General features: G+C 68.2%; 16 protein-coding genes. 8 read left to right on the top strand and 8 right to left on the bottom strand.

What is annotated here, in order from left to right; genetic code table 11:
- Window positions 1–8 precede the first annotated feature (8 nt).
- On the bottom strand, window positions 9–488 hold the full coding sequence (gene irrA / locus IE243_RS15620) for an iron response transcriptional regulator IrrA (RefSeq protein WP_191320325.1): 480 nt from the start codon (window positions 486–488) through the stop codon (window positions 9–11).
- Window positions 489–816: 328 nt separating this feature from the next.
- Between irrA and fabA the strand changes: the two genes are divergently transcribed.
- The 8 genes from fabA to IE243_RS15580 all read left to right on the top strand — a co-directional run bounded on the left by fabA (window position 817) and on the right by IE243_RS15580 (window position 10,504).
- A complete protein-coding gene (fabA, locus tag IE243_RS15615) occupies window positions 817–1,341 on the top strand; it encodes a 3-hydroxyacyl-[acyl-carrier-protein] dehydratase FabA (RefSeq protein ID WP_191320324.1) in 525 nt (174 codons plus the stop codon).
- Window positions 1,342–1,616: 275 nt separating this feature from the next.
- On the top strand, window positions 1,617–2,840 hold the full coding sequence (gene fabB / locus IE243_RS15610; RefSeq protein WP_191320323.1) for a beta-ketoacyl-ACP synthase I: 1,224 nt from the start codon (window positions 1,617–1,619) through the stop codon (window positions 2,838–2,840).
- Between the two features lie 248 nt (window positions 2,841–3,088).
- Window positions 3,089–3,910: an enoyl-ACP reductase FabI gene (gene fabI / locus IE243_RS15605; protein WP_191320322.1), complete on the top strand. Its 822-nt coding sequence runs from the start codon at window positions 3,089–3,091 to the stop codon at window positions 3,908–3,910.
- A gap of 1,172 nt (window positions 3,911–5,082) precedes the next feature.
- Window positions 5,083–5,772 (top strand): phosphoribosylanthranilate isomerase, encoded by a 690-nt coding sequence (locus IE243_RS15600; RefSeq protein WP_191320321.1) that lies wholly within the window; start codon window positions 5,083–5,085, stop codon window positions 5,770–5,772.
- Window positions 5,769–7,073, top strand: a complete 1,305-nt coding sequence (trpB, locus tag IE243_RS15595; RefSeq protein ID WP_191320320.1) for a tryptophan synthase subunit beta — start codon at window positions 5,769–5,771, stop codon at window positions 7,071–7,073. The genes IE243_RS15600 and trpB overlap by 4 nt, the downstream gene beginning before the upstream one ends.
- A 17-nt stretch (window positions 7,074–7,090) precedes the next feature.
- Window positions 7,091–7,960 (top strand): tryptophan synthase subunit alpha, encoded by an 870-nt coding sequence (gene trpA, locus IE243_RS15590; RefSeq protein ID WP_191320364.1) that lies wholly within the window; start codon window positions 7,091–7,093, stop codon window positions 7,958–7,960.
- A 274-nt stretch (window positions 7,961–8,234) separates the two neighbouring features.
- Window positions 8,235–9,143, top strand: a complete 909-nt coding sequence (gene accD / locus IE243_RS15585) for an acetyl-CoA carboxylase, carboxyltransferase subunit beta (protein WP_191320319.1) — start codon at window positions 8,235–8,237, stop codon at window positions 9,141–9,143.
- 17 nt (window positions 9,144–9,160) lie between these two features.
- Entirely contained in the window at window positions 9,161–10,504 is a 1,344-nt protein-coding gene (locus IE243_RS15580; protein WP_191320318.1) for a bifunctional folylpolyglutamate synthase/dihydrofolate synthase, read from the top strand.
- Window positions 10,505–10,814: 310 nt separating this feature from the next.
- Here IE243_RS15580 and trxA read toward each other — a convergent pair whose 3' ends face one another.
- The 7 genes from trxA to ahcY form a co-directional block, all read right to left on the bottom strand.
- A complete protein-coding gene (gene trxA, locus IE243_RS15575) occupies window positions 10,815–11,138 on the bottom strand; it encodes a thioredoxin (protein WP_191320317.1) in 324 nt (107 codons plus the stop codon).
- Between the two features lie 145 nt (window positions 11,139–11,283).
- Entirely contained in the window at window positions 11,284–14,838 is a 3,555-nt protein-coding gene (gene addA, locus IE243_RS15570; RefSeq protein WP_191320316.1) for a double-strand break repair helicase AddA, read from the bottom strand.
- Complete coding sequence (addB, locus tag IE243_RS15565; RefSeq protein WP_244643210.1) at window positions 14,835–18,164, bottom strand: double-strand break repair protein AddB; 3,330 nt, start codon at window positions 18,162–18,164, stop codon at window positions 14,835–14,837. Before addB ends, addA begins: the two co-directional genes overlap by 4 nt.
- 258 nt (window positions 18,165–18,422) lie before the next feature.
- Entirely contained in the window at window positions 18,423–19,124 is a 702-nt protein-coding gene (locus IE243_RS15560; RefSeq protein ID WP_244643216.1) for a nucleotidyltransferase family protein, read from the bottom strand.
- Window positions 19,125–19,462: 338 nt separating this feature from the next.
- Entirely contained in the window at window positions 19,463–21,160 is a 1,698-nt protein-coding gene (gene tsaE, locus IE243_RS15555; protein ID WP_308432063.1) for a tRNA (adenosine(37)-N6)-threonylcarbamoyltransferase complex ATPase subunit type 1 TsaE, read from the bottom strand.
- Between the two features lie 217 nt (window positions 21,161–21,377).
- Window positions 21,378–24,008, bottom strand: coding sequence for a sensor histidine kinase (locus IE243_RS15550; RefSeq protein ID WP_191320314.1), 2,631 nt, complete (start codon window positions 24,006–24,008; stop codon window positions 21,378–21,380).
- Between the two features lie 443 nt (window positions 24,009–24,451).
- On the bottom strand, window positions 24,452–25,861 hold the full coding sequence (gene ahcY / locus IE243_RS15545; RefSeq protein ID WP_191320313.1) for an adenosylhomocysteinase: 1,410 nt from the start codon (window positions 25,859–25,861) through the stop codon (window positions 24,452–24,454).
- Window positions 25,862–26,089: the final 228 nt, after the last annotated feature.

Below are 26,089 nucleotides of genomic sequence, written 5' to 3'. Positions count from 1 at the left end.
CGCGCCTGTCAGGACGCCCGCTTGGGACGCAGGCGAACCACCACGTCGACGCGGGCGATTTCCATGCCGTCCGGGGCTTCCGGCAGATTGGAGATGTTGATTGACGAACCGGGGATGTCCAGCAGCCGCTCCTCGCCTTCGACGAAGAAGTGGTGGTGGTCGCCGACATTGGTGTCGAAATAGGTGCGCGAGCCGTCGACAGCCACTTCACGCAGCAGACCAACCTCAGTGAACTGGTGCAGCGTGTTATAGACGGTGGCCAGGGAAACCGGGACGCGGGCCTTGCTGGCTTCCTCGTACAGCATTTCAGCCGTCACGTGGCGGTCGCCTTTCGCGAACAGGAGCCAACCCAGAGAAACACGCTGGCGGGTGGGGCGCAGTCCGGCGCGACGCAGTTCCGCGCGCAGGGCGTGCACAGGGCAACCCTTCAGACCGTCCGTTTCGCCAGCAACAGTGTCCACGCCACGCAGGGCGTCGCCGTCAGTCATCAAAGCCATATCCCGTAAATTGCCCTGTTATCATAGGCAACGGAGGCCGCGGCCGCAACCCGCGTCCTGTTTCAATGGGTTACCTGCGACCATAGGGCCCCGATCCGGCCGCCGCTTCATGGCGACGCCAGCCGGATCGCGCCAGCGCGCGGCGCGAACTTTCGAGGCCCCCAATGTCCGGCTTTCGGCCGGGGGGGCAATCATGTTACAAGCGCCCGTGAAGACAGGCGATGGCCATGCGTCCGGATCCGGTCCTTCTCTTGCGCATTCGCCGCGCACCCACGATGTGATCCCTTAAACCAGGATCCACCCGCGATTTGTCAGGACGATGACCGACACTGCTCACAGCGCCACGCGTCAATCCAGCTTCACCTATGAAGAGCTCCTCGCCTGCGGGCGCGGCGAACTCTTTGGGCCGGGCAACGCCCAGTTGCCCCTGCCGCCCATGCTGATGGTGCATCGCATCACCGACATCTCCGAAACGGGGGGCGATTTCGACAAGGGCTATGTCCGGGCCGAATATGACGTCAGCCCCGACGACTGGTATTTCCCCTGCCATTTCCAGGGCAATCCGATCATGCCCGGCTGCCTCGGTCTCGACGGCATGTGGCAGATCACCGGCTTTTTCCTCGGCTGGCTCGGCGAGCCGGGTCGCGGCATGGCCCTCTCCACCGGCGAGGTGAGGTTCAAGGGCATGGTGCGTCCGGGCGTGAAGCTGCTCGAGTACGGCATCGACTTCAAGCGGGTGATGCGCGGCCGGCTTGTGCTGGGCACGGCCGATGGCTGGCTGAAGGCCGATGGCGAGAAGATTTACGAGGCGAAAGACCTGCGCGTCGGACTGTCCACGGCCTGACGCCAAAAAACTGGCCGCGGACCGCGCCGGACGATCCGGCGGGGATCTGCGCGGACGTGGCCCGGTTTGCCTGTTTTGTGATCTGGCGTCCCGGGCCATTGCGTCCTTCCCGGAAAAACACGATATGCTCCGGATAACGCCCGGCGCGCGTCCGCGCCGGCGACGGAATGAAATCAGGCGCGCCTTCGCGCGTTCGCAAAATGATGCAGATCTGCGGGGAGTCGCGACCTTGGGGTCACGACGCCGCGCCGGTCCGGAGAAAGGAACAGCGGCTGATGAGGCGCGTCGTCGTTACCGGGATGGGCATTGTCTCCTCCATTGGCAACAATATCGCGGAGGTGACGGAGTCGCTCCGTGAGGCCCGCTCCGGCATTTCGTTCGCCGAGGAATACGCCAAACTCGGCTTCCGCAGCCAGGTTTACGGCAAGCCGACGCTTGCCCCGGAAACAGTGGTCGACCGCCGCGCCATGCGCTTCCTCGGCGAAGGCGCCGCATGGAACCATGTGGCGATGGAGCAGGCGATCGCCGACGCGGGGCTGGAGCCCGGCGACATTTCCAGCGAGCGCACCGGCATCATCATGGGTTCCGGCGGACCGTCCGCCCGCACCATCGTCGAATCGGCCGACATCACCCGCACCAAGGGCCCCAAGCGCGTCGGTCCGTTCGCCGTGCCGAAGGCGATGTCGTCGACCGCGTCCGCCACGCTTGCCACCTGGTTCAAGATTCGCGGCGTGAACTATTCGATTTCGTCGGCCTGCGCCACCTCGGTGCACTGCGCCGGAGCGGCCTACGAGCAGATCGCCTGGGGCAAGCAGGACATCGTGTTCGCCGGCGGCTGCGAGGAGCTGGACTGGAGCCTGTCCGTGCTGTTCGACGCCATGGGCGCCATGTCGAGCAAGTACAACGACCGCGCTCCGACCGCGTCGCGCGCCTACGACAAGAACCGAGACGGTTTCGTCATCGCTGGCGGCGCCGGCGTTCTGGTGCTTGAAGAGCTTGAGCACGCCAAAGCCCGCGGCGCCAAAATCTATGGCGAAGTCATTGGCTACGGGGCCACCTCGGATGGTTACGACATGGTCGCGCCCTCGGGCGAGGGCGCCATCCGCTGCATGCGCCAGGCTCTGGCGACGGTGAAGCAGCCGATCTCCTACATCAATCCGCACGCTACCTCGACGCCTGTTGGCGACGACAAGGAAATTGAGGCGATCCGCGAGGTCTTCGGCGCCGGCGACAAATGCCCGCCGATCTCGGCGACCAAATCGCTGACCGGTCACTCGCTTGGCGCCACCGGCGTGCAGGAGACGATCTATTCACTGCTGATGATGCAGAACGGTTTCATCTGCGAGAGCGCCCACATCGAGGAGCTTGATCCGGCGTTCGCCGACATGCCGATCGTGCGCAAGCGCATCGACAATGCGCAGCTGGAAACGGTTCTGACCAATTCTTTCGGCTTCGGCGGCACCAACGCGACGCTGGTGCTGAAACACATCGATTCGTGATCCCCAGGGGCGCGGGACACCGCGCCCGGCGTTTCCGTTCATGTGAACGCGCGGGAGCGCTTTTCCAGGCTGCTTGATGCATTTCCCGCGTGAAGGGTGACGTCTACGTCTACCTTTCACGGAAATGCCTGGCGTGCGCGCCTTCTGGATTTGAAACTGGCGCGGCTTCCGCAGTTCAGGCAGCTTCCTGACCGGACCCGTTGCAAATTGGCGCGTCGCCGGCGGCGGCCGCATGGAGAGGACGACACATGGCGTTGATGGCGGGCAAGCGCGGCCTCATCATGGGCGTTGCCAACAACCATTCGATCGCCTGGGGCATCGCCCAGGCCCTGGCCGCCGAAGGCGCCGAACTGGCTTTCACCTATCAGGGCGATTCCCTGCGCAAGCGGGTCGCGCCGCTGGTGGCGTCCCTTGGCGCTGATGTGCTGCTGCCCTGCGACGTTGAGGACATCGACAGCGTCGATTCCGTATTCGCCGCCCTGCAGGAAAAATGGGGCAAGATCGATTTCCTCGTTCACGCCATCGCCTTCTCCGACAAGAACGAGCTGAAGGGGCGCTACGCCGACACCACCCGCGCCAATTTCTCGCGCACGATGGTGATCTCCTGCTTCTCGTTCACCGAGATCGCCAAACGGGCGGCGGCGATGATGCCGGATGGCGGCGCGATGCTGACCCTGAGCTTCATGGCCAACCGGGTCATGCCGAATTACAACGTCATGGGCGTCGCCAAGGCGGCGCTCGAGCAGAGCGTGCGTTACCTCGCCTCCGACTTCGGGCCGGATGCGGTGCGCGTCAACGCCATTTCCGCCGGGCCGGTGCGCACCTTGGCCGGGGCCGGCGTCAACGACGCCCGGCTGATGTTCAACTACCAGAAGGCGCACGCGCCGCTGCGGCGCTCGGTGTCAATCGAGGAGATTGGCAAGTCGGCGCTGTATCTGCTGTCGGACTGGTCGTCGGGCGTCACTGGCGAGATTCACTACGTGGACAGCGGATACAATATCATCGCCATGCCGCGCACGTCCGAACTGAAGGCGCAGGAAGACGCACAGGCGCAGGTCGAGGAGGCCTGACGCCAGATTAGCGAATCTGCTGGCGCATCGGCGGTCCGCAAAACTCCGGCGCCGGTCGGGCTTCGCCACAAACCGGTGGCCAGGCTCCAGCGCGCAGGTTCATTGGGGTTGGCCTGAGACTGTTCAGGGAGCGATGGGCGCGGAAAGCGCATTCCATGGGTGTGCCTGAACATTGGGCACACACGGTGCGGCGCCCGAAAAAACAAAACGCGGCCTTTCGGGCCGCTTTTTTGTTGCCGCCACAGGTTTTTGCCCAGGGATGGCGCGAGGCGGGGCAGACGTCCGCGCCATGTTCAGGGCTCTGCGCCGTGTCCTTTGGGTGTGTCCTTGGGCACACAGCACAAAAAATGGCAGCGATGCTGCCATGATTTTAGTTGCGCCATTTTGCGACGCGCCCTATCAGTTGACTTGCAGCACTTGCTGCATGCCCTCCGTGGGCGTTTCCTCCCTAGACTTCAAGGGCGGCGCTTTGTGCGCGGCCCTTTTTTCTTTTCGGGGGTGAGACTACCCGGGCTGGTATCATTTGCAACGAAATTTTTTACAAAAAATGCCGGATGTTGAGATTTCCGTGAGCGGAACGGGCCTCCCGGGCGCAATCTGAAACCGGCGTCGCGCGCGTCTGGCGGCCGAGTCGCGCTGATGTCCGCCGGCAAGTATTTGTTATACAATTCGTTCCGCACGCGCACTGTCATGAAGCCGTCACAATGAGGTCGGCCGCCTGCCGCGCTACATGCGACATTTTGCGCCATGTGACGGTCGCGGACAGGTTCGCTCTGGACCATCAGGCCGACGGGAAGGGCGCGCATGTTTCCGGAACGCGGGGACGGCAGCCCGTTTCCTGTGACGGAGCGTTCTTCAATCAAGTGGATAATTTCGCCAGTTCAAATGGATAGGGCGAAACTCCACGCCAGGATGAACCGATCCTGCCCTGGCGCGGTTTTGTCGGAGCGGCGCCTGTCGGGGAAAGAACGTCGCGGTGGACAATGGCCAGAAGTCATGCGAACCCGGCCACACCGTTGGCAAGAGCATAATTCGGTCATGCGGAGCCGGAACTTTGCTCCAGGCTGCGTCGCGCGGTTTGTTCAGGCGACGTGGGCCCCTCCCGGACGTTTTCCGGCGTCCTCACGGGCGGGAGCCGTTCAGGCGGGTTTGACCATGCTCGGGGAGCGCAGATGACGTTTCTGGTGAAGATTTGCGGCCTGCGCGACGCGGCGACGCTGGACGCGGCCCTGGCGGCAGGCGCGAACATGGTCGGTTTTGTCCACTTCGCCCGTAGTCCACGGCACCTGGAGCTCGTTGACGCGGCCCGGCTGGTCGCCAGGGCGCGGGGGCAGGGCCAGGCGCAGAGCGTGGTGCTGGCGGTTGACCCGGATGACGATACGGTGGCCCGCATTGTGGAAGAGGTGAAGCCCGACTGGCTGCAACTCCATGGCGCCGAAACCCCGGAACGGGTGGCGGAGATCCAGGCGGCGCATGACATTGGCCTCATCAAGGCGATTGGCGTCTCCGGTCCGGAAGACGTTGCGCAGGCCCTGACCCATGACGCCGCCGATCTGCTGCTGCTTGACGCCCGGCCGCCGCGCGACGCCACCCGCCCCGGCGGCAATGGCGTGGCCTTCGACTGGGCGCTGGCGCGCGATCCGCGACTGCCGCCGTTCCTGCTGTCGGGCGGCCTCCGTCCGGATAACGTCGCCGACGCCATCTCTGGCCTCGCCGGGCAGGCGTCCCTGACTGGCGTTGACGTCTCGTCGGGGGTAGAGAATGCGCCAGGCGTCAAGGACGCGGCGCTTGTCGGCGCGTTTATTCGCGCGGCAGTCGGCGCGGCTCCGTCGCGCCCGAGCATGAAGGAACCGGTTGCGTGAGCGCTCATTCCCACTCCGCTTCGCCGCAGGCGGGGCAACGGCCCAATTCCTATCGCAGCGGTCCCGACGCCCGCGGCCGCTTCGGCCTGCACGGCGGCCAGTTCGTCGCCGAGACGCTGATGCCGCTGGTGCACGAACTGGAGGCGGCGTGGGCTGAGGCCAAGGCCGATCCGGAATTTCACGCCGAGATGCAGCGCCATCTGGCCACCTATGTCGGCAGGCCGAGCCCGCTCTATTACGCCGAGCGCCTGACGGAGCATCTGCGCGCCGGGGCCCGCAAGGCTGGTCGCGATGGCGGCGCCAAAATCTATCTGAAGCGCGAAGAACTGAACCACACCGGCTCGCACAAGGTGAACAATGTGCTGGGCCAGATCATGCTGGCCCGGCGCATGGGCAAGCAGCGCATTATCGCCGAGACCGGCGCCGGCCAGCATGGCGTCGCCACCGCCACGCTCTGCGCCCGCTTCGGCCTCGACTGCGTCGTCTACATGGGCGCGGTGGATGTGGAGCGGCAGATGCCGAACGTCTTCCGCATGCGCATGCTTGGCGCCACGGTCGTTCCGGTGGAATCTGGCTCGCGCACCCTCAAGGACGCCATGAACGAGGCGATGCGCGATTGGGTGACCAACGTCGACAGCACCTTCTATTGCATCGGCACGGTCGCGGGCATGCACCCCTATCCGGCCATGGTGCGCGATTTCCAGTCGATCATCGGCAATGAAACCCGCGAGCAGATGCTGGCGGCTGAAGGGCGGCTGCCCGACAGCCTGATCGCCTGCATCGGCGGCGGCTCCAACGCCATGGGCCTGTTCCACCCGTTCCTCGACGATCCGGAGGTGGCCATCTATGGCGTCGAGGCGGCTGGCCACGGCATTTCATCGGGCATGCACGCCGCGTCGATCGCCGGCGGCCGCCCGGGCGTGCTGCACGGCAACCGCACCTATCTGCTGATGGACGCCGACGGCCAGATCACCGAGGCCCACTCCATCTCCGCTGGCCTTGACTATCCCGGCATTGGTCCGGAGCACGCCTGGCTGCACGACGTCGGCCGGGTCAATTATCTCAGCGCGACCGATGATGAGGCGCTGGCGGCGTTCCAGTTGCTGACCCGCCTCGAAGGCATCATTCCGGCGCTGGAGCCGTCGCACGCCATCGCCCGCGTCATCGAGCTGGCGCCGCAGATGCCGCAGGATCATCTCATGGTCGTCTCTCTCTCGGGTCGCGGCGACAAGGACGTTCCCCAGGTGGCCGAGATGCTTGGCCCCAATCTGGACGGCAACACAGGCGGAGCACGGGCATGAGCGCGGTGGAAGCAAAAATGGCGGCCGCTGCGCCAGCGCAGCCGGGCGCCGCAACGGGCGTGGCCCGCATCGACGCGCGCTTCGCCGCCTGCAAGGCTGAAGGTCGCGCCGCCCTGGTGACCTTCCTGACGGCGGGCGATCCGGATTTTGACGCCTCGGTCGGGATTATTTCAGCCCTGCCGGCGGCGGGCGCCGACGTGATCGAGATCGGCATGCCGTTCACCGATCCGATGGCTGACGGCCCGTCGATCCAGGCCGCGGGCCTGCGCGCCCTCAAGGCGGGGCAGACGCAGATCCGCACCCTGGAGCTGGTGCGCCGCTTCCGCGAAATCGACCAGGCGACCCCGATCATCCTGATGGGCTATTACAACCCCATCTACGTCTATGGGGTGGAGCGGTTCCTCGCCGACGCCAGGGCGGCGGGGGTAGACGGGCTGATCGTCGTCGATCTGCCGCCGGAGGAGGACGACGAGCTGTGCCTGCCGGCGCTGCAGGCCGGGCTCGCCTTCATCCGCCTGGCGACGCCGACGACGGACGACGTGCGCCTGCCGGTGGTTCTCGCCAATACGGCGGGCTTCGTGTACTACGTCTCGATCACCGGCATCACCGGCTCGGCGACGCCAGATTTCGGCCAGGTCGGCGCGGCCATCGCCCGCATCAAGCAGCATACAAGGCTGCCGGTGGCGGTGGGCTTCGGCGTCAAGAACGCTGAACACGCGGCGGCGGTGGCGGCCACGGGCGCCGATGGCGTGGTGGTGGGCTCGGCGCTGGTCGATCGCATCCGCGCCTCGCTGGATGGCGACGGCAGGGCGACCGCCGCAACGCATGATGCGGTGATCTCGCTGGTGGGCGAGCTGGCCCGGGGCGTGCGCGCCGGGCGCGCGTGAGGACGCGGTCGCGGCTGGTGAATTGCGGTCGCCATCCGGCGGCCGCCTTGAAATTGCGCGATTGCCCCCTTTATTGAGGGCTCTTGCGCAGGGCGGAATGCGATCGGGTTGAACCGGCGTTTTGCTCTGCCTTGTTGATATGATGGGTTTTCCGGATGCGACGCGGTCGCCGTTTCGCAGGAAAACGCCTCAGGAGCATGATCCAGAGCCGCTGCCGCTGGCGGTTCTGGCATGGAGCGTCTCCGGCTGGAGCGACGCAGAAGGTCAAGGGTTCATGAACTGGATTTCCGACGTCGTCCGGCCGAAAATCAAGACGCTGTTCAAGCGGGAAGTACCCGAGAACCTCTGGATCAAGTGCCCGGAGACCGGGCAGATGGTGTTCCACAAGGAAGTGGAAGCCAACCAGTTCGTCATTCCAGGTTCGGATTTCCATCTGCGCATGTCGGCGACAGCGCGGCTGAAGGCGATGTTCGACCAAGAGACCTGGGAGGAAATCTCCTTTCCCGAGGCGCCGCTTGATCCGCTGAAATTCCGCGACGAGAAAAAGTACGTCGATCGCCTGCGCGACGCCCGGACCAAGACCGGCGCTGTCGACGCGGTTCGGGTTGGCGCTGGCGCCGTGGAAGGCGCCCAGATGGTCGTCGCCGTGCAGGACTTCGACTTCATGGGCGGCTCGCTGGGCATGGCCGCCGGCGCGGCCGTGGTCACGGCGCTGGAAACCGCCGTCGCCCGTCACACGCCCTGCGTGCTGTTCGCAGCATCGGGCGGCGCCCGCATGCAGGAAGGCATGTTCTCGCTGATGCAGATGCCGCGCACCACGGTGGCGGTGCGGCGCCTGCGCGCGGCGGGCCTGCCCTATATCGTCGTGCTGACCAATCCGACCACCGGCGGCGTCACCGCCTCTTACGCCATGCTGGGCGACGTTCACATTGCCGAGCCAGGGGCGCTGATCGGCTTCGCCGGGCCGCGCGTCATCGAGCAGACCATCCGCGAGAAACTGCCGCCAGGGTTCCAGCGCGCCGAATATCTCAAGGAGCACGGCATGGTCGACATGGTCGTGCACCGCCATGAGCTGAAGGCCACCATCGCCCGGTTGTGCCGCCTGCTGATGAAGCAGCCAGCGCGCGATGACGGCGACGCCATTGCCCGCGCCGATGCGCCGGCCGAGGCGACGGCTGGCTGACAGGCAGGACGCTGCACATGAGCCAGGGCCAGACGGGCGGCGATACTTCGGACGCTCTGATCGCGCGATTTCTTGGCCTGCATCCGAAGGCCATCGACCTGTCGCTGGACCGGATCCGCCATTTGCTGACCGCGCTCGGTTCGCCGGAAAAGCGCCTGCCGCCAGTCATCCATGTCGCCGGCACCAACGGCAAGGGTTCGACCATCGCTTTCATGCGGGCGATTCTCGAGGCGGCGGGCCTCGCAGTTCATGTCTATACCTCGCCGCATCTGGTGCGTTTTCACGAACGCATCCGCCTCGGCCGGCGCGGCGGGCCAGGCGTCTTCGTCGACGAGGACGTGCTGGTGGAGGCGCTGCGCGCCTGTGAGCAGGTCAACGCCGGCCAGCCGATCACCGTATTCGAGATCACCACCGCCGCGGCGCTGAAGCTGTTCAGCGAACACCCGGCTGACGTGCTCCTGCTCGAAGTCGGGCTTGGCGGACGCTACGACGCCACCAATGTCATCGACGCTCCGGTCGCGGCGATCGTCACGCCGGTGTCGCAGGATCACGCCGAGTTTCTCGGCACGGACGTGCTGGCCATCGCCCGTGAAAAGGCGGGCGTGTTCAAGGCCGACTGCCCGGCGATCATCGCCGCCCAGCCGCGCGACGTCAGTCGCGAACTGGAGGAAGCCGCGCTGCGCGTCGGCGCGATCCCGTTCGTTGGCGGTCAGGATTTTCAGGCGCGCGAGGAAAACGGACGGCTGATCTACGAGGACATCAACGGCCTGCTCGATCTGCCGCTGCCGCGCCTCGGCGGCCGCCACCAGCACGTTAACGCCGGCGCGGCCATCGCCGCGTTGCGCGCCGCCGGCATGACCAACCTGTCGGACGCCGCCATTGAACGCGGGCTGCTCGGGGCCGAATGGCCGGCGCGCATGCAGCGGCTGCGCGACGGCCGGTTGTTGTCGCTGGCGCCGGCCGGCGCGGAAATCTGGCTGGACGGCGGCCATAATCCGGACGGCGGCCGCGCCATTGCCGCAGCCCTGGCCGATCTGGAAGAGCGCAGCCCGGCGCCGCTGGTGATGATTGTCGGCATGCTCGGCACAAAGGACGGCGAGGGCTTCCTGGCGCCATTCGCCGGGTTGGCGCGCGACGTCATCGCCGTGCCGATCCCGGGTCAGATGGCGGCGCGCACGGCGGCCGAGGTGGCGCAGATGGCGCTGGCCGCCGGCATGCGCGCCGAAACGGCGACCAGCGTGGAAGCGGCGCTGATCGCCACAGGCCGGCGCGTCTGGGCCCGCCCGCCGCGCATCCTGATCGCTGGCTCGCTGTACCTGGCTGGCGAGGTGCTGGCGGCGAACGGCACGCCGCCGGTCTGAGGCGAAGATTGACCGGCCGCCGGTTGGGGGCAGTCACTGCCATTTTCGGCGGCGTCATTTCCGTCGACGTCATTTTCGCCGGCATCCTGCCCTCCGAAGCCGCGCCCGCAGCGAACCGCTCCCCGGGAGTATGGCTCTCGCGCCATGACCGGGCCTGTTGTGGTCACCTGCGAAAACGCCGCCGCCACGGTTGCGTCGGCCGCCAAACACGAATGCCCGCAACAGGTGCGGGCATTGACGTGGCTGGAGCGTTGTTGCTCCCGCAGGCGAAGCCGGAGCCAGCCTCGCCCTCTGGCTGTGTGGCTGGGGGTCAGGCGACCGAGGTCTGGATCCAGCGCGACAGGTCGCCCTTTGGCGCGGCGCCGACTTTCTGCGACGCCAGCTTGCCGTCCTTGAACACCATCAGGGTCGGGATCGAGCGGATGCCGAGCTGGGCGGCGACGGCCGGATTTTCGTCGATGTTCAGCTTGACGATGCGCACCTTGTCGCCGAGCTCGCCGGAGATTTCCTCGAGCGCCGGGGCAATCATGCGGCAAGGGCCGCACCATTCCGCCCAGAAATCGACGACAACCGGAACGCTGGACTTGAGAACGTCGGCCTCGAAGGTCGCGTCAGTGACTTTTGCGGTCGCCATGTCATGCCTTTCCGCGAGTGGGCTCGCGACTCGTGTCTGTATGTCTGCTGGAAGCTAGGTAGCCCCCGGGAGAGGGTCAAGGTCGGCGGCCCTTCAAATCAGACATGTCCGTACGTCATGCGGCGGTTTGCGGACGGCCTGAAGCTTACAGGCTGGCCAGCGCCGCGGCGCACGCCGCCTCCTCCAGTTCCAGAATGCGTGGGCCGCCAGCATAGACCAGCAACGGCCTGACGGTGCGATCCGGCCACGCCTGGCGCAGCAGGGCGGCGTAGAGCGCCAGCTGCGTCACATAGGCCTGGGGCGGGGCCGCGTCGCCAGCAAGGCTGGCCAGTTTGAAATCGGCCAGCCACACCGTGTCGGCGGTCACCGCCAGCCGGTCGATCTGGCCTGTGACCGCCATCGGGCCGCGCCCGGGCAGGTGAACGCTGCCGGCTATCGGCGCCTCGGCGATGGCGTGGGTCCCAAACAGGGGGGCCAGCTCCGGCGCGGCGACGAGGCGAAGGGCGCTGTCAACGATCCATGCCTGGCGCTCCGGCTCCAGAAACGCCGGATCGCCCCGGGTCAGCATCGCCGCGCGGCGCGCCACATAGCGCTGGGCGAGCGCCGCCCGGTCGTTCGCGGGCGCGGCGGGCAAATGTTCCAGCAGCGTGTGCAGCAGTGAACCGGCAAAGCGCGCCGCTTCTCGCGTCCGTGCGGTTTCCGCCCGCGCGCTTTCGGCTCCTGTGGTTTCCGCCTCCGGGGTCTTTCCTGCCGGAAGCGCGCTTGCGCCCGGTCGCAGCTCCGGCGCGGCGCGTGAGGGGCTGATGGGCGCGGCTGGCGGCTCCTCGCGGGCGGCGGGGGCGAACAGCCAGTCGGGCGCTGGCGCCAGCTGGCGTGGCTCCGGCGCGTCCGCCGGCGCGGCGACGGCGCGGCCGCTGGCCAGCACGCGGGTGACGGCGCCGCTACCCGGGTCGGCGATGCTCTGCACCGTGTCGGCCGCGGCGAACGCCGTATCGACCATGCCGTACCAGCTGTCCGGCGGCAGGGTCTTCTGGTTGCGGGCGAAATAGGGGGCGACGATCAGTCGTCGGCGCGCCCGGGTCAGCGCCACATACAGCAGGCGGTTGTGCTCCTCGCGCTCGCGCGAGGCTTCGGCCCCGGCGGCCTCGCGCAGGGCGGCGGGGCGGGCGGCGGCGGCCGGCAGCCACACCGGCAGCGGCGTGAAACGGCCGTTGATGCGCACCTCCAGCGGCAGGACGGCGGGCGGGCGGGCGTTGAAGCGGCAGGCGTCGGCCAGCACCACGACGTCCGCTTCCAGCCCCTTGGCGCCGTGCACAGTCATGACGCGGATTTCGCCGCGCGATTCGTCCATGTCGCGTTTGACGTCGTGGGCGGCGTCGCCGAAGCGGGCGATGAAGCCGGCGAGCGAGGGCGTCGCCTGGCGCTCGTGCCCCAGCGCCAGAGCAAGAAACTCATCGATGGCGTCGCCGGCCTCGGCGCCCAGCCGGGCGACCAGCGCCGTGCGACCGCCCATGGGGCCGAGCAGGGTGGCGTAAAAGCCGAAGGCGCCGCGTTCCCCGGCCAGCTTCCGCAGCGTGCGCAAAAGTGCGAGCCCACGCCGCGCGGCGTCGTTGCTCTCCGCTTTTTCAACCAGCGCCGCATGCAGGGAGAGGGGGCCGCGCCGGGCGGCGATGGCCATCAGATCGTCGTCGTCGAGGCCGGCGAGCGGGGTTTTCAGGAAGGCGGCGAGGGTCAGGTCGTCCTCGGGCAGCAGCGCGGCGCGTCCGGCCGCCAGCAGGTCGAGCACGGCGATATGGTCGCCAAGGGTCAGGCGGTCGGCGCCGGCGACCTTCAGACCCGCTGCCTTCAGGGCGCTGATGATGGCGTCGAACAGGGCGCCGCGCTTGCGCACCAGCACCAGGGCTTCGCCGGGGAGCGTGCGCCGGCCGGTTTCATCACCGTCGCGGGTCAGCCTGGCGATCTCGTCGGCGATGCGGCCGGCGAGGGCGACGGCGGGTGAGGTGGGATCGGGCGCGTCCACCGGCGCGTCCCAGGCCTCGGGCTCCGCGTCCTCGTCAGCGACGACGGGCTCCCAGATTTCCACGCGGCCGTGCTGGCCGATGCGGCTGGTTTCATGCACCGTGCCGGCGCGGGCGCCGTCGCCCTCGTCAAAAGCGAGGCCGGCGAAGTGCTCGGCCACGCCGAACACCAGATCAACGGCGGCGAGCACGGCGGGCGCCGAGCGGAACGAGACGTTGAGGGGCACGCTCTCGAAGCGGGCGCCGACATCGGCCAGCGCCTTGCGGTAGTGGCGCTCGCTGTCGGCGAAGGCGCGGGGCTCGGCGCCCTGGAAGCCATAGATCGACTGCTTGGGGTCGCCGACGGCGAAGACGGTGCGGCGCAGCCGGCCGGCGGCGTCGACGGTCTCGCCGGCGCTGAACTCGCCGGTGAGGGCGCGCAGGATGTCCCACTGGGCCGGGTTGGTGTCCTGCGCCTCATCGACCAGCACGTGGTCGATGCCGGCGTCGAGCTTGTGCAGGATCCAGCTCGCGGCGTCGGAGCGCAGCAGCAGCGTGCGGGTTTTGCCGATCAGATCGTCGAAATCGAGGGCCCCGCGCCCGTGCTTGATGGCTTCGACCCGTCCGGCGATGGCTTCGGCCAGGGTCAACAGGGCGTCAGTGCGTTGCAGGACCCTGGCGGCGCGTCGCCGGTCCTCCAGTTCCGCCAGCCGGTCGCGCTCGGCGCGCAGGGCCCCGGCGACGGCGGGGTCAACGCTTTTGGTCGGAAAGCCCTTGTCGGCGCGCGGCTCGCCGTCCGATTTGAAGAACACGTCGAGGTAGAGGCCGAGGCGCTCGGCTTCGTCGCCGGAAGCCGAAGCAGCGCGCAGCGTATCGGCCAGCTTCTGGTCGTTCTTCGAGCCGGCCGACAGGGCCGTGACCAGGTCAGGCCATTCATCGGGCCCGTAGCCGTCGTGCAGCATGGCCCGTTCGATGCCGGCCAGGGTTTCGCCGGGGCGCAGGCCAAGCGTCAGCGCCAGCGCCGCCATGGCGTCGGCGTGGCTTGCGGCGTCCTCGCGCAACTGGCGGGCCTGGCGGATGGCGGCGCGCAGGGCGGCGTCGAAAGCGTCGCCGGCGGCGGCGAGGCTGACGATGGTCAGGGCGTCGCCAAGGCCGGGGTCTTCGCCCCGCGCCGCCATGGTGAGCACGGCGCGACGGGCCTGGGTGAAGATTTCCTCGCTGGCGGCCTCGTCCAGAACCTCAAACCGGGCCGGCACATTGGCTTCGAACGGAGCCAGATGCAGCACCCGCTCGCAGAAGGCGTGAATGGTCTCGATCTTCAGGCCGCCGGGGGTTTCGACGGCGCGGGCGAACAGGCGGCGCGCGGCGTCGAGCCGGGCGCGCGCCGGGCGCCGGCCTTCCAGTCGCGTCAGTTCGGCGGCCAGCGCGGCGTCGTCCAGCCCGACCCAGCCGGCGAGGCGATCGAAAACCTTCACCGCCATGTGGGCCGCCGCCGCCTTGGTGTAGGTGAGACAGAGGATGCGGCCAGGGGCGGCGCCTTCCAGCAGCAGTCGCAGCACCCGGTCGACCAGCACCTTGGTCTTGCCGGAGCCGGCGTTGGCTGACACGAAGGCGGAGATGAATGGATCGGCGGCGAGACGCTGGGCTTCCGTGGCGCGGCTGACCGGATCTGGCATGGCGCCAGGAGGGGCGAGGTCGCTCATTCCGCATCCTCCCCGCCGGCCCGGGCCCATTCGCGCACACGAGCCAAATGGTCGTAATCGTTATAGCGTCTGGCGTATTTGGCGTAGGGCCGGGCCGGCCAGGCCGCGCCGCCGGCGCGATAGCGGCTGATCAATTTCACGAAACCCCCGGCGTGGGCGCGGATGATGTCGTCAACGCTGCGGGTCTCATCTTTGCCCGGCTTCACCGGCTTTTCTGTCAGCGGCGGCTCGCCGCCGCTCATCTGCACATAGGTCAGATTGACCGGCCAGGCTCCGGCGGGCGCTTCCGGGAAAGCCCCCTGGCGCAGCATGTGCGCCTCCAGGGTGAGCTGCGGCGCGAAACCGGCGAACACTTCCCTGGCGGTGGGCGATTGCCCGGTCTTGAAGTCGACGATGGTCATGACGCCGTCGCGGCCGATCTCGATGCGGTCGGCGCGGCCGCGCAGGGTGAAGCTGTCGCCGTTGCCGAGCGGGATTTCCAGCCGGCCGCTCACCTCGGCCAGCACGCGGTCCAGACCGGGGCGGCGCTGGCGCTCCCAGCGCACGTGGCCCTGGGCAATGCGGGTGAAGCGCGGCCACCACTGCGCCCGCACGTCCGGATAGGCCTCCAGATCGCGAAACGCGTCTTCGCCCAGCGCCATCAGTTCGGCCAGGGGATCGGACGGCAGTTGCGTCGGCCAGGTTTCGGCGAATTTGCCGACCGCCTCATGGATGATCGAACCGCGATCCGAAGCGCCAGGCGGCGTCGCCAGTTCATCGAGCGGATCAAGGCCGAGCACGTGGCGGGCGTAGATGGCGTACGGATCGCGCACCAGGGTTTCCACCTCGGTGACCGACAGTGATCGCGGAACCAGCTCCACTGGCGGAACCGGGGCCGGACGACGCAGGGGCGCGACGCGCGGCGGCTCCTCAAGCCGGGCGACGAGGTCGAGAAAGCGCTGGCCGCGCGCCAGGGCTTCCGTCCATGCGTTGCTGGTTCCGGCGGCGTTATCCGCAGGCGCGCCGGGCGTGGTGGTCAGCGCCCTGATGCGCTGCAGGAAGCGCGAGGGCACCGTGGGCGCGCCGCCGCGCTTGGCGGCGCGGGTGATGACCACATCGCGCGTTCCCATGGCGGAGACAAAATCATGGGCTGTCTGGCCAATGCGCCGCTCGGGCGGCTGCATGCCCAGCGCCGCCGCCATCGGCCGGTTGAGGAATGCGTCGGTGCGCGCCGCAGGAGGCCACACCGCCTCGTCGAGCCCCCCCAGCACCACCCGGTCGGCTTCGATCAGGCGGGCCTCCAGCAGACCAAAAATACGCACGCGACGATGGGCGCCGCGACCACGGCCATCGCCCTCGCTGCGCACCATGCGGCTATTGGCGAGGCCGGCGAACAGCGCCGGGTAGTCTTCCAGCCGGCCAGGCAATTCGCAATCGTGCGCCAGGGCCACGTCATCGAACAGTTGCAGCAGGGCGACTGCGTCCGCGCTTTCCTGAAACGGGGCGGGAATGGTCGTGGCAACCGCTTCCTGTCCTTCCGCTTTCGGTCCCTCCGTCTGCTGTCCATCCGGCTCCTGCGCCGCAAGGCGCAGCAGCGTTTGCCGATGGCCGCGCAGCATGGCGACGAGATCGCCGCTGGCCGCCGCCTCGCGCAGGGGAGCCAACGCCTGCTCCAGCCGGTCGATGGTGGCGGCGACGCGCGCCCAGTCCTTGTCGCGCAGGCGTTTCAGCGGGCGTGACGCGAACGCTCCGTTGGCCTCCTGGCGGCGCGCCTCAAGGATGGCGCGCAGGCCGTGCAATCCGGCTGGCGGTTCAGGGCCGCGCAACAGGCCGATTTCCATGGCGGCCGCCACGCGGCGCGTGACGGCGCGTGGCCAGCCAAGGGTGACGAGCGGGTGGGCCAGCAGGGCGACGAGCTGGCGCGGGGCGCAATTGCTGGCGACGGCTTCCGCTGCGAGCCGGGCGAAACGTCCGGCGCCGGTTCGCGCCAGCGGGCTGCCGGCGGAATCGTCAGCCTCGACGCCCCAGCGCTTCAGATCGGCGCAGACGCGCTCGGCGAGGTCGCGGTCCGGGGTGATCAAAGCCACCGTTGCTTCAGGTTGCTCCAGCATTTCGCGGATGGCGATGGCGGCGGCCAGCGCCTCCTCGCGCTCGTCGGCGGCTTCAACCAGCGCCACGCCGTCCAGCGCCGCCGCGACGCTCGTGGCGTCCGGGCGCCGCCCCGGCCCGGCCCACAGTTCGGTGGTGCTGGCCGGCCTTAGCGCCTCGCTGAGCAGGCGCCGCCGCGCCACGGCGCCTGGCGGCGGCGCGCCCAGCGGCGTCACCTCATGGCGGCTGACGCCGATCACCTTGAGCAGCCGGGCCATCATCGCCTGGGGGTGGCTGAAGGCGGTTTCATCACCGCGTCCGTCGCCTTTTCCGTCGGTTGGGCCATCTCCTGCGACGAGGGCGAAGCTGGCGTCATCCAGATCGAGGTCGAGCCCAGGCAGCACCGCGACGCCGCGCGGCAGCCGGCTGATGGCGGCGATCAACCGGGCGGTGGCGGGGGCCGAGCCGGTGGAGCCGGCGACGATCATCGGCCCCTGGGGCGGCTGGCGGATCAGCCGGTCTGCCTCCGCCAGCAGCATGGCGTGGCGACGCAGCGTCGGATCGCTGGCGCCGCGCTCGACGAGGATCGCCGGCCAGGCGTCGCGGACGATGCGCAGGAACTCCAGGGTGATGCCGAACCAGGCGCTGTGGCGGGCCGCGACCACGGCGGCGAGCGCGTCCCAGTCCACCCCCTGGGTGGTCAGCTGGTCCATCAGCTTTTCCAGGTCGCCGGCGAGCGCCAGCGCGTCGGCCGGCGAGGCAGGCGCCAGCAGCGGTTCGTTTTCCGAGAGGCGCAGCAGGGCGCGGTCTACCTGCCGGGCCCAGCCGAGCACCAGACGGGTGAGAATCAGCCGGCGCTCGATGGCCGGGATCGGCGGGGCCAGCGCTTCGCCTGACAACGCCGTTGCGAACCCGGCCGCGCTCTCCACGCCGGGCGGTTCTGCATCGCCGGGCTCGCTGGCGAGGTCGAAATCGTCGTCGACGTCGCCCAGCGGCGTGATGCGCGGCAGCAACAGCGCGTCGCGGCCGGAGCGGCGCAGCAGAATGTCCTGCAGGGCGCGGGCAGCGCGGCGGGTGGGCAGGAAAATTGTCGCCGTGGCGAGGCCAAGCGGTTCGGCGTCTGGCCGGAAGCCGGGGATCAACGTTCCATCCAGCAGGCTGTCGGCCAGCGTGCTCAAAAACGGCGCGCCGGGCGCGATGCTGCAAACGCGCGGCCGCGCGACCCGGGTGAACAGATCGCCTGGGGCGGTTTCTTGCACGTCGCTCTCCGTATCGGGCCAGAGCCCAATGAGCCTGACTCGCCAGGCCCAGGTCAAGCCTTCAGGCCCAGGTCAAGCCTTCAGGGTCAGGTCAAGCCTTCAGGGCCTGGTCACGCCCCCAGCTTCCGGGAAGCAACAGCTCCAGTCCGCGGAACGCCCGGAACTGGCGCAAAATGCGCCTGACAGCGCCGCAGCGGCCGGTTTCCCCAATCTGGGCCCACGCCGGCGGTCCATGGATCTGGACCAGGCCTGTTTCGGCTAGCGGTGACTGCGGGCGATGACGTCCTCCGCCTCCCGCAGGCCATCGGGGGTGCCCACGTGCAGCCAGTGCCCGTCGAGGCGCAGCCCATACAGCCGGTCGTTGGCGAGGGCCATGTCAAACTGGCGGTTCAGGGAGAAAGCGCCCTCGGGCGCGCCCGCGAACAGTTCCGGCTTCAGGATGGCGACGCCAGCGTAAACGAACGGCGTCACCTCGCGCTCCTTGCACCGGCGCAACAACCCCATGGCGTCCATGGCGAAATCGCCCCGGCCCTCATAGCCAGTGCTGGAAGCGGAGGCGGCGAGCAGCAGCAGGACGTCCATGCGCTCCGGGTCCCAGAACTCCGTCAGGCGGCGGATGTTGGAAACCGGCCCCTCGATCCACATGCTGTCGGAATTACCGAGCAGGAACGGCGCGTCGCCAAGCAGCGGCAGGGCCCGGACCACGCCGCCGCCGGTTTCCAGCAGCCGGTCGCGCTCATCCGAAATGGTGATCCGTGGGCCGCCCTTGCGGCGGGCCAGATGGGTTTCGATCAGGTCGGCCAGGTAGTGCACGTTCACCACCGCATCGGCGACGCCGGCCTCGGCAAACCGGTCGAGCAGGCGATCGATCATCGCTGCGCCGCCGACGCTGACCAGCGGCTTGGGCGTGGTCGTGGTGATCGGCCGCATGCGCTTGCCGAGTCCGGCGGCCAGCACCATGGCGCGGGAGATCCGCGCCTGTGGGGTTGGAGCGGGGGCGCCAGGTCCGGCGGTCAATTGGGGGGCGGAGGATGGCGCTTCTGTCATGTCGGGGTCTGTCATGCGTGCGGGACGGCGTTGTGGAGCCTGGCGCAAGCTTCGCAAACGGGGAGACCGTTTTCAAACGCGCTGGCCGGCTCCGTTGTCCGGTTTTCTGGAGCGGGTCATCCTGCCTGTCAGGAAGATGCGTCAGTTTGGTGAATGCGTCATCCCTGCGCGACATTGGCGCGGCCGGATGTCCGGCCGCGCGGCGGCGCGCGCGGGAACTGGCGGCGCCCCCTCAGCCGTCGGCAAGGGGATCAATCCCCCTCGACCACATGGATCAGATAGGTTTCATACCATTTTTTCACCGGCGCCAGCGCTGGATGCGCCAGATTGCGCAGCAGGTAGCGCTTGATGCGCGGCAGGTGCGCCAGATACTGCGGTTTGCCGTCGCGCCGGTCCAGCCGCATGAAAATGCCGAGCAGCTTGGTGGCGCGCTGGGCGCCGAGCACGGCGTAGGCGGCGGCGAAATCGGCCATGTCGAATTCAGGATCGTTGGCGCGCGCGCTGGCGTAAGCGCGCAGCAATTGCAGTTCCAGCGCCGGCGGCACGGTGACCCGGGCGTCCTGCAGCAGCGACATCACGTCATAGGCCGGGTGGCCAAGCACTGCGTCCTGAAAGTCAATGACGCCAATGCGCTGCAGACCCTGCCGCTCTGGCAGCCACAGCAGGTTGGGCGAATGGTAGTCGCGCAGGGTCCAGGTCTGCGGGCCAGCGATGACCGGACGCAGCGCGTCAACCCAGGCGCCGGTGAACTGCGAGCGGGCCAGCGCCGGCAGGGTCCGCACCGTCGCCGGCACATACCAGTCGAGCAGCAGGTCGACCTCGATCTGCAGCGCCTCCATGTCATAGGCCGGAATCACATGGTCGACGCCGTCGCTCACCGGCAGGGTGTGCGGCAACTGCACGGCGTGCATGCGGGCGAGCAGGCGCACCGCCTCCTCGTAGCGCGAGGGGATCGGCCCGTTTTCATTGATCACGCCCTGGGCGCCCAGATCCTCCACCAGCAGCACGCCGGCGTCGAGGTCGCGGCCAAGGATGGCGGGGGCGCTGATCGACAGGGAGCGCAGGCCGTTGGCCATGGCGACGAAGGCGTGCACTGATTCGGCCAGGTGGGCGATGGCGCTATAGGGCTTGCCGCGGCGGATCGGCGGGCCGTCCGGCTGGCGCGGCGACACCATCAGCACGGCGGTCTGGCCATTGGGACGGATCAGGCGTTCATATGAGCGACTGGAAGCATCGCCCTGCAGGAAAGTGCGGCGCGCCTTGTCCCAGCCGGCCTTCTGGAACACGGTGCGGATGGCCCGCGTCATGGCGAGGCGACCGGCCCATTTGCCGTGGCCGGTGAGCACGGCGACGCGGCTGCCTTCGGCGCCGGCCGGATTCATCTGCAGCAGCACGTCGAGCCGGTCGGGCGACAGCATGTCGCCGGCGCGATCGGGCCATTCGACCATGGTCAGGGCGTGGCGGGTGATTTCCTCCCAGCCGAGCTCGACCAGATCGTCAGCGCCGGAGAGGCGATACAGGTCGGCGTGCGCCACCTCGCCGAACGGCGTTTCGTATTCCTGGATCAGGGTGAATGTGGGGCTCGGCGCCTCCAGCTCCGGATCATTGGCGAGAATGCGCAACAGGGCGCGCGCCAGGGTGGATTTGCCGGCGCCCAGATCGCCGGACAGCGTGATCATGTCGCCCGGTTTCAGGGTTTCCGACAGGATCAGCGCCAGATGCCGGGTCGCCGCTTCGTCGGGCAGGTCCACCGTCCAGGTGATGACATAGGGGCCCTGGGAGCCATGTCGCCCGGCGTCGGCGGCGTGGGCGCGCCGGTTGGCGCGCGGGCCAGGCCGGGCGGAATGTATCACCGTCTGCAACGGCGTTGTGGGCGCCGCGGTTGCGGGCAGATCCCGGGCTGGGGAGGCGTCTGGGGACGCGTGGGTTGGCGCGGAGGTCAGCGACACGGTCAATCCGGTTTCCTGAGAGGCTGGCGGCCGGTCCCGTCCCTGTTCCGGGACGCCGCAGCCTGTCACATGTCAGTCAGTCTGGGGACAGAATAGCGCCGTGAAGGTTTCCAGTTCCTTCCCGGCGGCAAATGCTTGCAGCCCCCAGGCGCACGTTGATGCGCGCCCGCCCATGATGGGCCAGAAGCGGGACGCGGCGACGGTTTGTCATGTCATATCAATCAGGTGGCGGCTTCGCCAGTGTCGCGCCCGTCGCAGGCGGCGGTGGGGCGTCGCCGGAGGGCGCGGGCGTCGCCGACCGGGCAGGCGCAGGCGAAGCTGGTTCGTGAGCCCGCTCCTGGGTCAGTTCCTGCGCTGGCTCCTGCTTCGGTCTGGGGCTTTCCGGAGCGCCAGCCGGGAAGAAGCAGCTCACATGGGTGCCGACGCCGGGCTGTGAACTGATCTCGACGCGGCCACCATGCAGTTCGACGAAGGCGCGGACCATGGAGAGGCCGAGGCCGACGCCGCGTCTGCGCGCGTCCGGGGCGTGGCTTTCAAAGCGCTCGAACACCTTGTCGATGACGTCGGGCGGGATGCCATGGCCCTCGTCGATGACGTCGAAGCGGATGTAGTCGCCGTCCATGCGCACCTTCAGCCAGATGTTCTGGCGGCGTTCCGAGAAGCTGACGGCGTTGGAAAGCAGGTTGAACAACACCTGGCGCAGACGCTTGCTGTCGGCGACGAAGCCCGGCGTCGCCGGTGGCGCTTCAACATGCAGGGCGATGGAAGCTTCGGCGAGCCGGTCCTCGACGCCGCGCGTGGCGGCGGCGATGGTGGCGCGCACGTCGACCAGCTCGCGGGTCAGCTCCAGTTCGCCATTGTCGATGGTGGCGAGGTCGAGAATGTCGTCGATAATGGCGTTGAGCGCCGTGGATGAGCGCAGGATATGGTCGGCGTATTCGCGCTGGCGATCGTTGAGCGGGCCGATCATGCCGTTGCCCAGCATCTCGACGAAGCCGATGATGTTGGTCAGCGGCGAGCGCAGCTCGTACGACACGTGGTGCACGAAATCGTCGCGCAACTGCGACGCCTTCAGCAGCGCCTCGTTGCGCTCGGTCAGGGCGCGCTCCATGCGCACCGAATCGCTGACATTGGTGAAGGTGATCAGCGTCGAGCCATCCGGCAGCGGGGCGATGCGGCAGTCGACCACGAGGACGGTTTCGGCGTCGGCGCGCCCTTCCATGCGGCAGGTTCCGCCGGTGCGGTCTTCCAGACCGACCACGGCGTCGCGCAACATCATCCAGCTGGCGTCGTCGCCAGCGGTTTTTCGGGCGCGCGCGACGACCTCATCGATATGCGGCTCGGACGAGACCACTTCCTGCGGGATGCGCCACAAGGCGGCGAAGGCCGGGTTCGACAGGCGCAGGCGTCCGTCCGGGCCGAACACCGCCACGCCCTCGCGCAGGGTGTCGAGGGTCTCGCCCTGAACGCCGAGCAGGCCATTGTAGCGGGACTCAAGCTGGAAGCGCTCGCTGACGTCGTCATAGAGATAGGTGACGCCGCCCTGGGGGTTGGGGTTGATGACGACGCGGATCGTGCGTCCATCGGGCAGGTGCCACCAGTGTTCGTGGGATTCCACGGTGGTGTAGCCGGAGAGAATCCGGGCCTTCCACTGTCGGAAGTCCGCTTCCTCCGGCAGTCGCCGCCAGGCGCGCAGCCGTTCGAGAATGTCGCCGTCGCTGGGGCCGCTTTCCAGCCAGTCCTGGTCGAGGGTCCACAGCAGGCGGTAGGCGGCGTTGTGGAAGATCAGCTGGCGGCTGCCGTCGAAAATCGCCACGCCAGTCGGCAACTGGTCGAGGGTGCGGGCGTGGGCTTCGGTCTGGCGGGCGAAGTCGTCGCGGAGGCGCGCCAGCTCGGAGACGTCGGTGGCGATGCCGGCGCTGCCGGAGACGCCCGGCGTTTCGACGATCTCCATGATGCGGCGGTCGCCGGCGATGACGGCGGGAACCCTGGCCTGCCACGGCGCGCCCTGGGCGCGCTGGCGGCGGGCGTCCGCGCGTGAGTTCTGGTCGAGCAGCTCAAGGTTGTCGCGGGTCACCGCCGCGACGTCGGCCGCCTCCACCGCCCGCACATAGGCGGCGTTGGCCCAGACCAGGCGTTCGTCCCGGTCGCGCACCCACACCGGTTGGGGAATTTCGTCAAGCATGTCGCGGACGGCGCCCAGCTCGCCATCGGTGGCGGCGAGCTGGTCCTCCAGCTTCGCCCGCGCGCCGCGCTCGCCGGTAATCTCCCGCAGCCGGAGCGACGGCGCGCCGGCGACGATGCGACCTTCCGCAGAAATGAAGCGCTCGCCGGCGCGCAGGGTCAGCGACAGGGGCGCGCCGGCGTCCCGAAGCCGCGTCAGCGCCTGCTCCATGGCCTGGGCGTCGGAAGGACCAAGCCACGAGCCGAAGGCCAGAATCCGGCCCGGCGGCGTGTTGAAAGCGGCGAACTGGCCGTCGCTCTCGATCAGCGGTTGGGCGTCGGGCGTGGGCCAGGACACCAGCGCCTGGGGCTCGCTGGCCATGAAGACGTCGGCCTGGGCGTTGGCAAGCCGGGCATGGCGCAGCTCGTGTTCCATCGCGCGCATGCGGTCGCGCCAGCGATTGCGCATGGCGCGGTGAAACCAGGCGGTGACCGCGAGACACAAGGCGAGGCCGACGACCAGCACCACCAGGGCGAGCCGCACCGGGTCAGTGAAGCCCGCGGTCTGGGCCTCCGCCGCCAGCGCCGGTCCCGGCAGGGCCAGCGTGGCGAGAGCCAGGCCGGCGGACGCGACGGGACCCGGCTCGTAAAGGCTCTTGCGTCTGACGTGGCGCGGGCCGGTCATCCCCGTGCGTCTCCTGAAGCGTGTGCGGGCGGCGTCCCGCGAGCTGGCGCGCGACCGCCGCAAAAGCGGGCGCGCTCCTGTTTCGTGATGTGACGCCTCTTCAATCCGGCGAAGCTGCGGCTGCCTCGCCGGACATTGCGTCGCTCCGCCGTCGCGGCCGAATCAGTCGCGACAGCTCCCGCCGCCGGCGCAGATATTGCTGCACGGCCGGAACATGCGTCACAACAAGGAGACAGAACAAAATTCGGGCCCTGTCCGATCGCATGGCGCCCGATGTCTGGCGGCGGCGGCGTCCGGAGCGAAGCCAGTCATAGCGACGGCAGGCGTCACGAAGCAAGGGATCACGAAGCAGGGCGGGAGCAAAAACGCCGGCGGGAAACCCCGCCGGCGTCGCGCAGCGCGCCTTTTGCAAGCGCGTTTGCCAAGGCTTTCTGCAAAAGCGTTCAGTAGCGGTAATGGTCGGCCTTGTAGGGGCCTGCAACCGTCACGCCGATATACGACGCCTGCTCGGCGGTGAGCTGGGTGAGCTTCACGCCGATCTTGGCGAGGTGTAGGCGGGCGACCTTCTCGTCGAGGTGCTTCGGCAGCGTGTAGACCTTGCGCTCGTACTGGCCGGCGCGGGTGTACAGCTCGATCTGCGCCAGGGTCTGGTTGGTGAACGACGCCGACATCACGAAGGACGGGTGGCCGGTGGCGTTGCCGAGATTCACAAGGCGGCCTTCGGACAGCAGGATGATGCGCTTGCCGTCGGCGAACTCGACCTCGTCGACCTGCGGCTTGATGTTGTGCCACTTGAAGTTCTTCAGGCCGGCGACCTGGATCTCGTTGTCGAAGTGGCCGATGTTGCAGACGATCGCCCGGTCCTTCATGCGGCGCATGTGATCGACGGTGATGATGTCCTTGTTGCCGGTGGCGGTGACATAGATGTCGGCGCGCGGCAGGGCGTCTTCGATGGTGGCGACCTCATAACCTTCCATCGCCGCCTGCAGGGCGCAGATCGGGTCGACTTCCGAGACAATGACGCGGGCGCCAGCCTGGCGCAGCGAGGCGGCCGAGCCCTTGCCCACGTCGCCGAAGCCGGCGACGAACGCCACCTTGCCCGACATCATCACGTCGGTGCCGCGACGGATGCCGTCGACCAGCGACTCACGGCAGCCGTAGAGATTGTCGAACTTCGACTTGGTGACGCTGTCGTTGACGTTGATGGCCGGGAACAGCAGCTTGCCGTCGCGCTCCATCTGGTAGAGCCGGTGCACGCCGGTGGTGGTTTCCTCGGAGACGCCCTTGATGGACTTCGCCACCTCGCCGAACCAGCCTTTCGGCTTCTCGGTCAGGGTTTTCTTGATGAGGGCGAAGAGGATTTCCTCTTCTTCCGAACCGGCCTGGTCGAGGAAGGCGACGTCGCCGCCCTCGGCGCGCACGCCGAGGTGGATGAACAGGGTGGCGTCGCCGCCGTCGTCGAGGATCATGTTCGGCACGCCGCCGTCATGCCACTCGAACAGCTTGCGGGTGTAATCCCAGTAGTCGGTCAGCGACTCGCCCTTGATGGCGAACACCGGCGTGCCGGCTGCGGCGATGGCGGCTGCGGCGTGATCCTGGGTGGAGTAGATGTTGCACGACACCCAGCGCACGTCGGCGCCGAGCGCCTTCAGCGTCTCGATCAGCACCGCGGTCTGGATGGTCATGTGCAGCGAGCCGGCGATGCGCGCGCCCTTCAGAGGCTGCGACGCGCCATATTCCTCGCGGGTGGCCATCAGGCCCGGCATTTCGCTCTCGGCGATGGCGATTTCCTTGCGGCCCCAGTCGGCCAGCGCGATGTCCTTGACGATGTAATCGTGGGTGGTCTGCGACATGTGGGGTTCCCGGAATATTCTGGTGAGGTCTGGACGGGCGCGACGACGCCCATGATCGGCGCTTCCTTTAGCACTCCGGGCGGCGCTTCGCAATCAACACATAAAGAATTCTTTATATGTAATCGCCGGCGCCGGGTTGGCGCCCACGGATGGAATGACCACCAAGCTTTTCCGGAGGCTGACGCGGCGGCGCAATGGCGCCAGAGTGCATGGGGCCGCCGGCGCGAA

This window comes from Camelimonas fluminis (assembly GCF_014656355.1).
Lineage (GTDB): Bacteria > Pseudomonadota > Alphaproteobacteria > Rhizobiales > Beijerinckiaceae > Camelimonas > Camelimonas fluminis.
This window is presented reverse-complemented; position numbering and strand designations above follow the sequence as displayed.

What these genes read in the sequence shown, in the direction of transcription:
- irrA (WP_191320325.1), bottom strand. Translation starts at nt 488, where the DNA reads ATGACTGACGGCGACGCCCTGCGTGGCGTGGACACTGTTGCTGGCGAA.
- trpA (WP_191320364.1), top strand. Translation starts at nt 7,091, where the DNA reads ATGGCGGCCGCTGCGCCAGCGCAGCCGGGCGCCGCAACGGGCGTGGCC.
- fabI (WP_191320322.1), top strand. Translation starts at nt 3,089, where the DNA reads ATGGCGTTGATGGCGGGCAAGCGCGGCCTCATCATGGGCGTTGCCAAC.
- IE243_RS15550 (WP_191320314.1), bottom strand. Translation starts at nt 24,008, where the DNA reads ATGACCGGCCCGCGCCACGTCAGACGCAAGAGCCTTTACGAGCCGGGT.
- fabB (WP_191320323.1), top strand. Translation starts at nt 1,617, where the DNA reads ATGAGGCGCGTCGTCGTTACCGGGATGGGCATTGTCTCCTCCATTGGC.
- addA (WP_191320316.1), bottom strand. Translation starts at nt 14,838, where the DNA reads ATGAGCGACCTCGCCCCTCCTGGCGCCATGCCAGATCCGGTCAGCCGC.
- fabA (WP_191320324.1), top strand. Translation starts at nt 817, where the DNA reads ATGACCGACACTGCTCACAGCGCCACGCGTCAATCCAGCTTCACCTAT.
- trxA (WP_191320317.1), bottom strand. Translation starts at nt 11,138, where the DNA reads ATGGCGACCGCAAAAGTCACTGACGCGACCTTCGAGGCCGACGTTCTC.
- accD (WP_191320319.1), top strand. Translation starts at nt 8,235, where the DNA reads ATGAACTGGATTTCCGACGTCGTCCGGCCGAAAATCAAGACGCTGTTC.
- IE243_RS15580 (WP_191320318.1), top strand. Translation starts at nt 9,161, where the DNA reads ATGAGCCAGGGCCAGACGGGCGGCGATACTTCGGACGCTCTGATCGCG.
- IE243_RS15560 (WP_244643216.1), bottom strand. Translation starts at nt 19,124, where the DNA reads ATGGTGCTGGCCGCCGGACTCGGCAAGCGCATGCGGCCGATCACCACG.
- ahcY (WP_191320313.1), bottom strand. Translation starts at nt 25,861, where the DNA reads ATGTCGCAGACCACCCACGATTACATCGTCAAGGACATCGCGCTGGCC.
- IE243_RS15600 (WP_191320321.1), top strand. Translation starts at nt 5,083, where the DNA reads ATGACGTTTCTGGTGAAGATTTGCGGCCTGCGCGACGCGGCGACGCTG.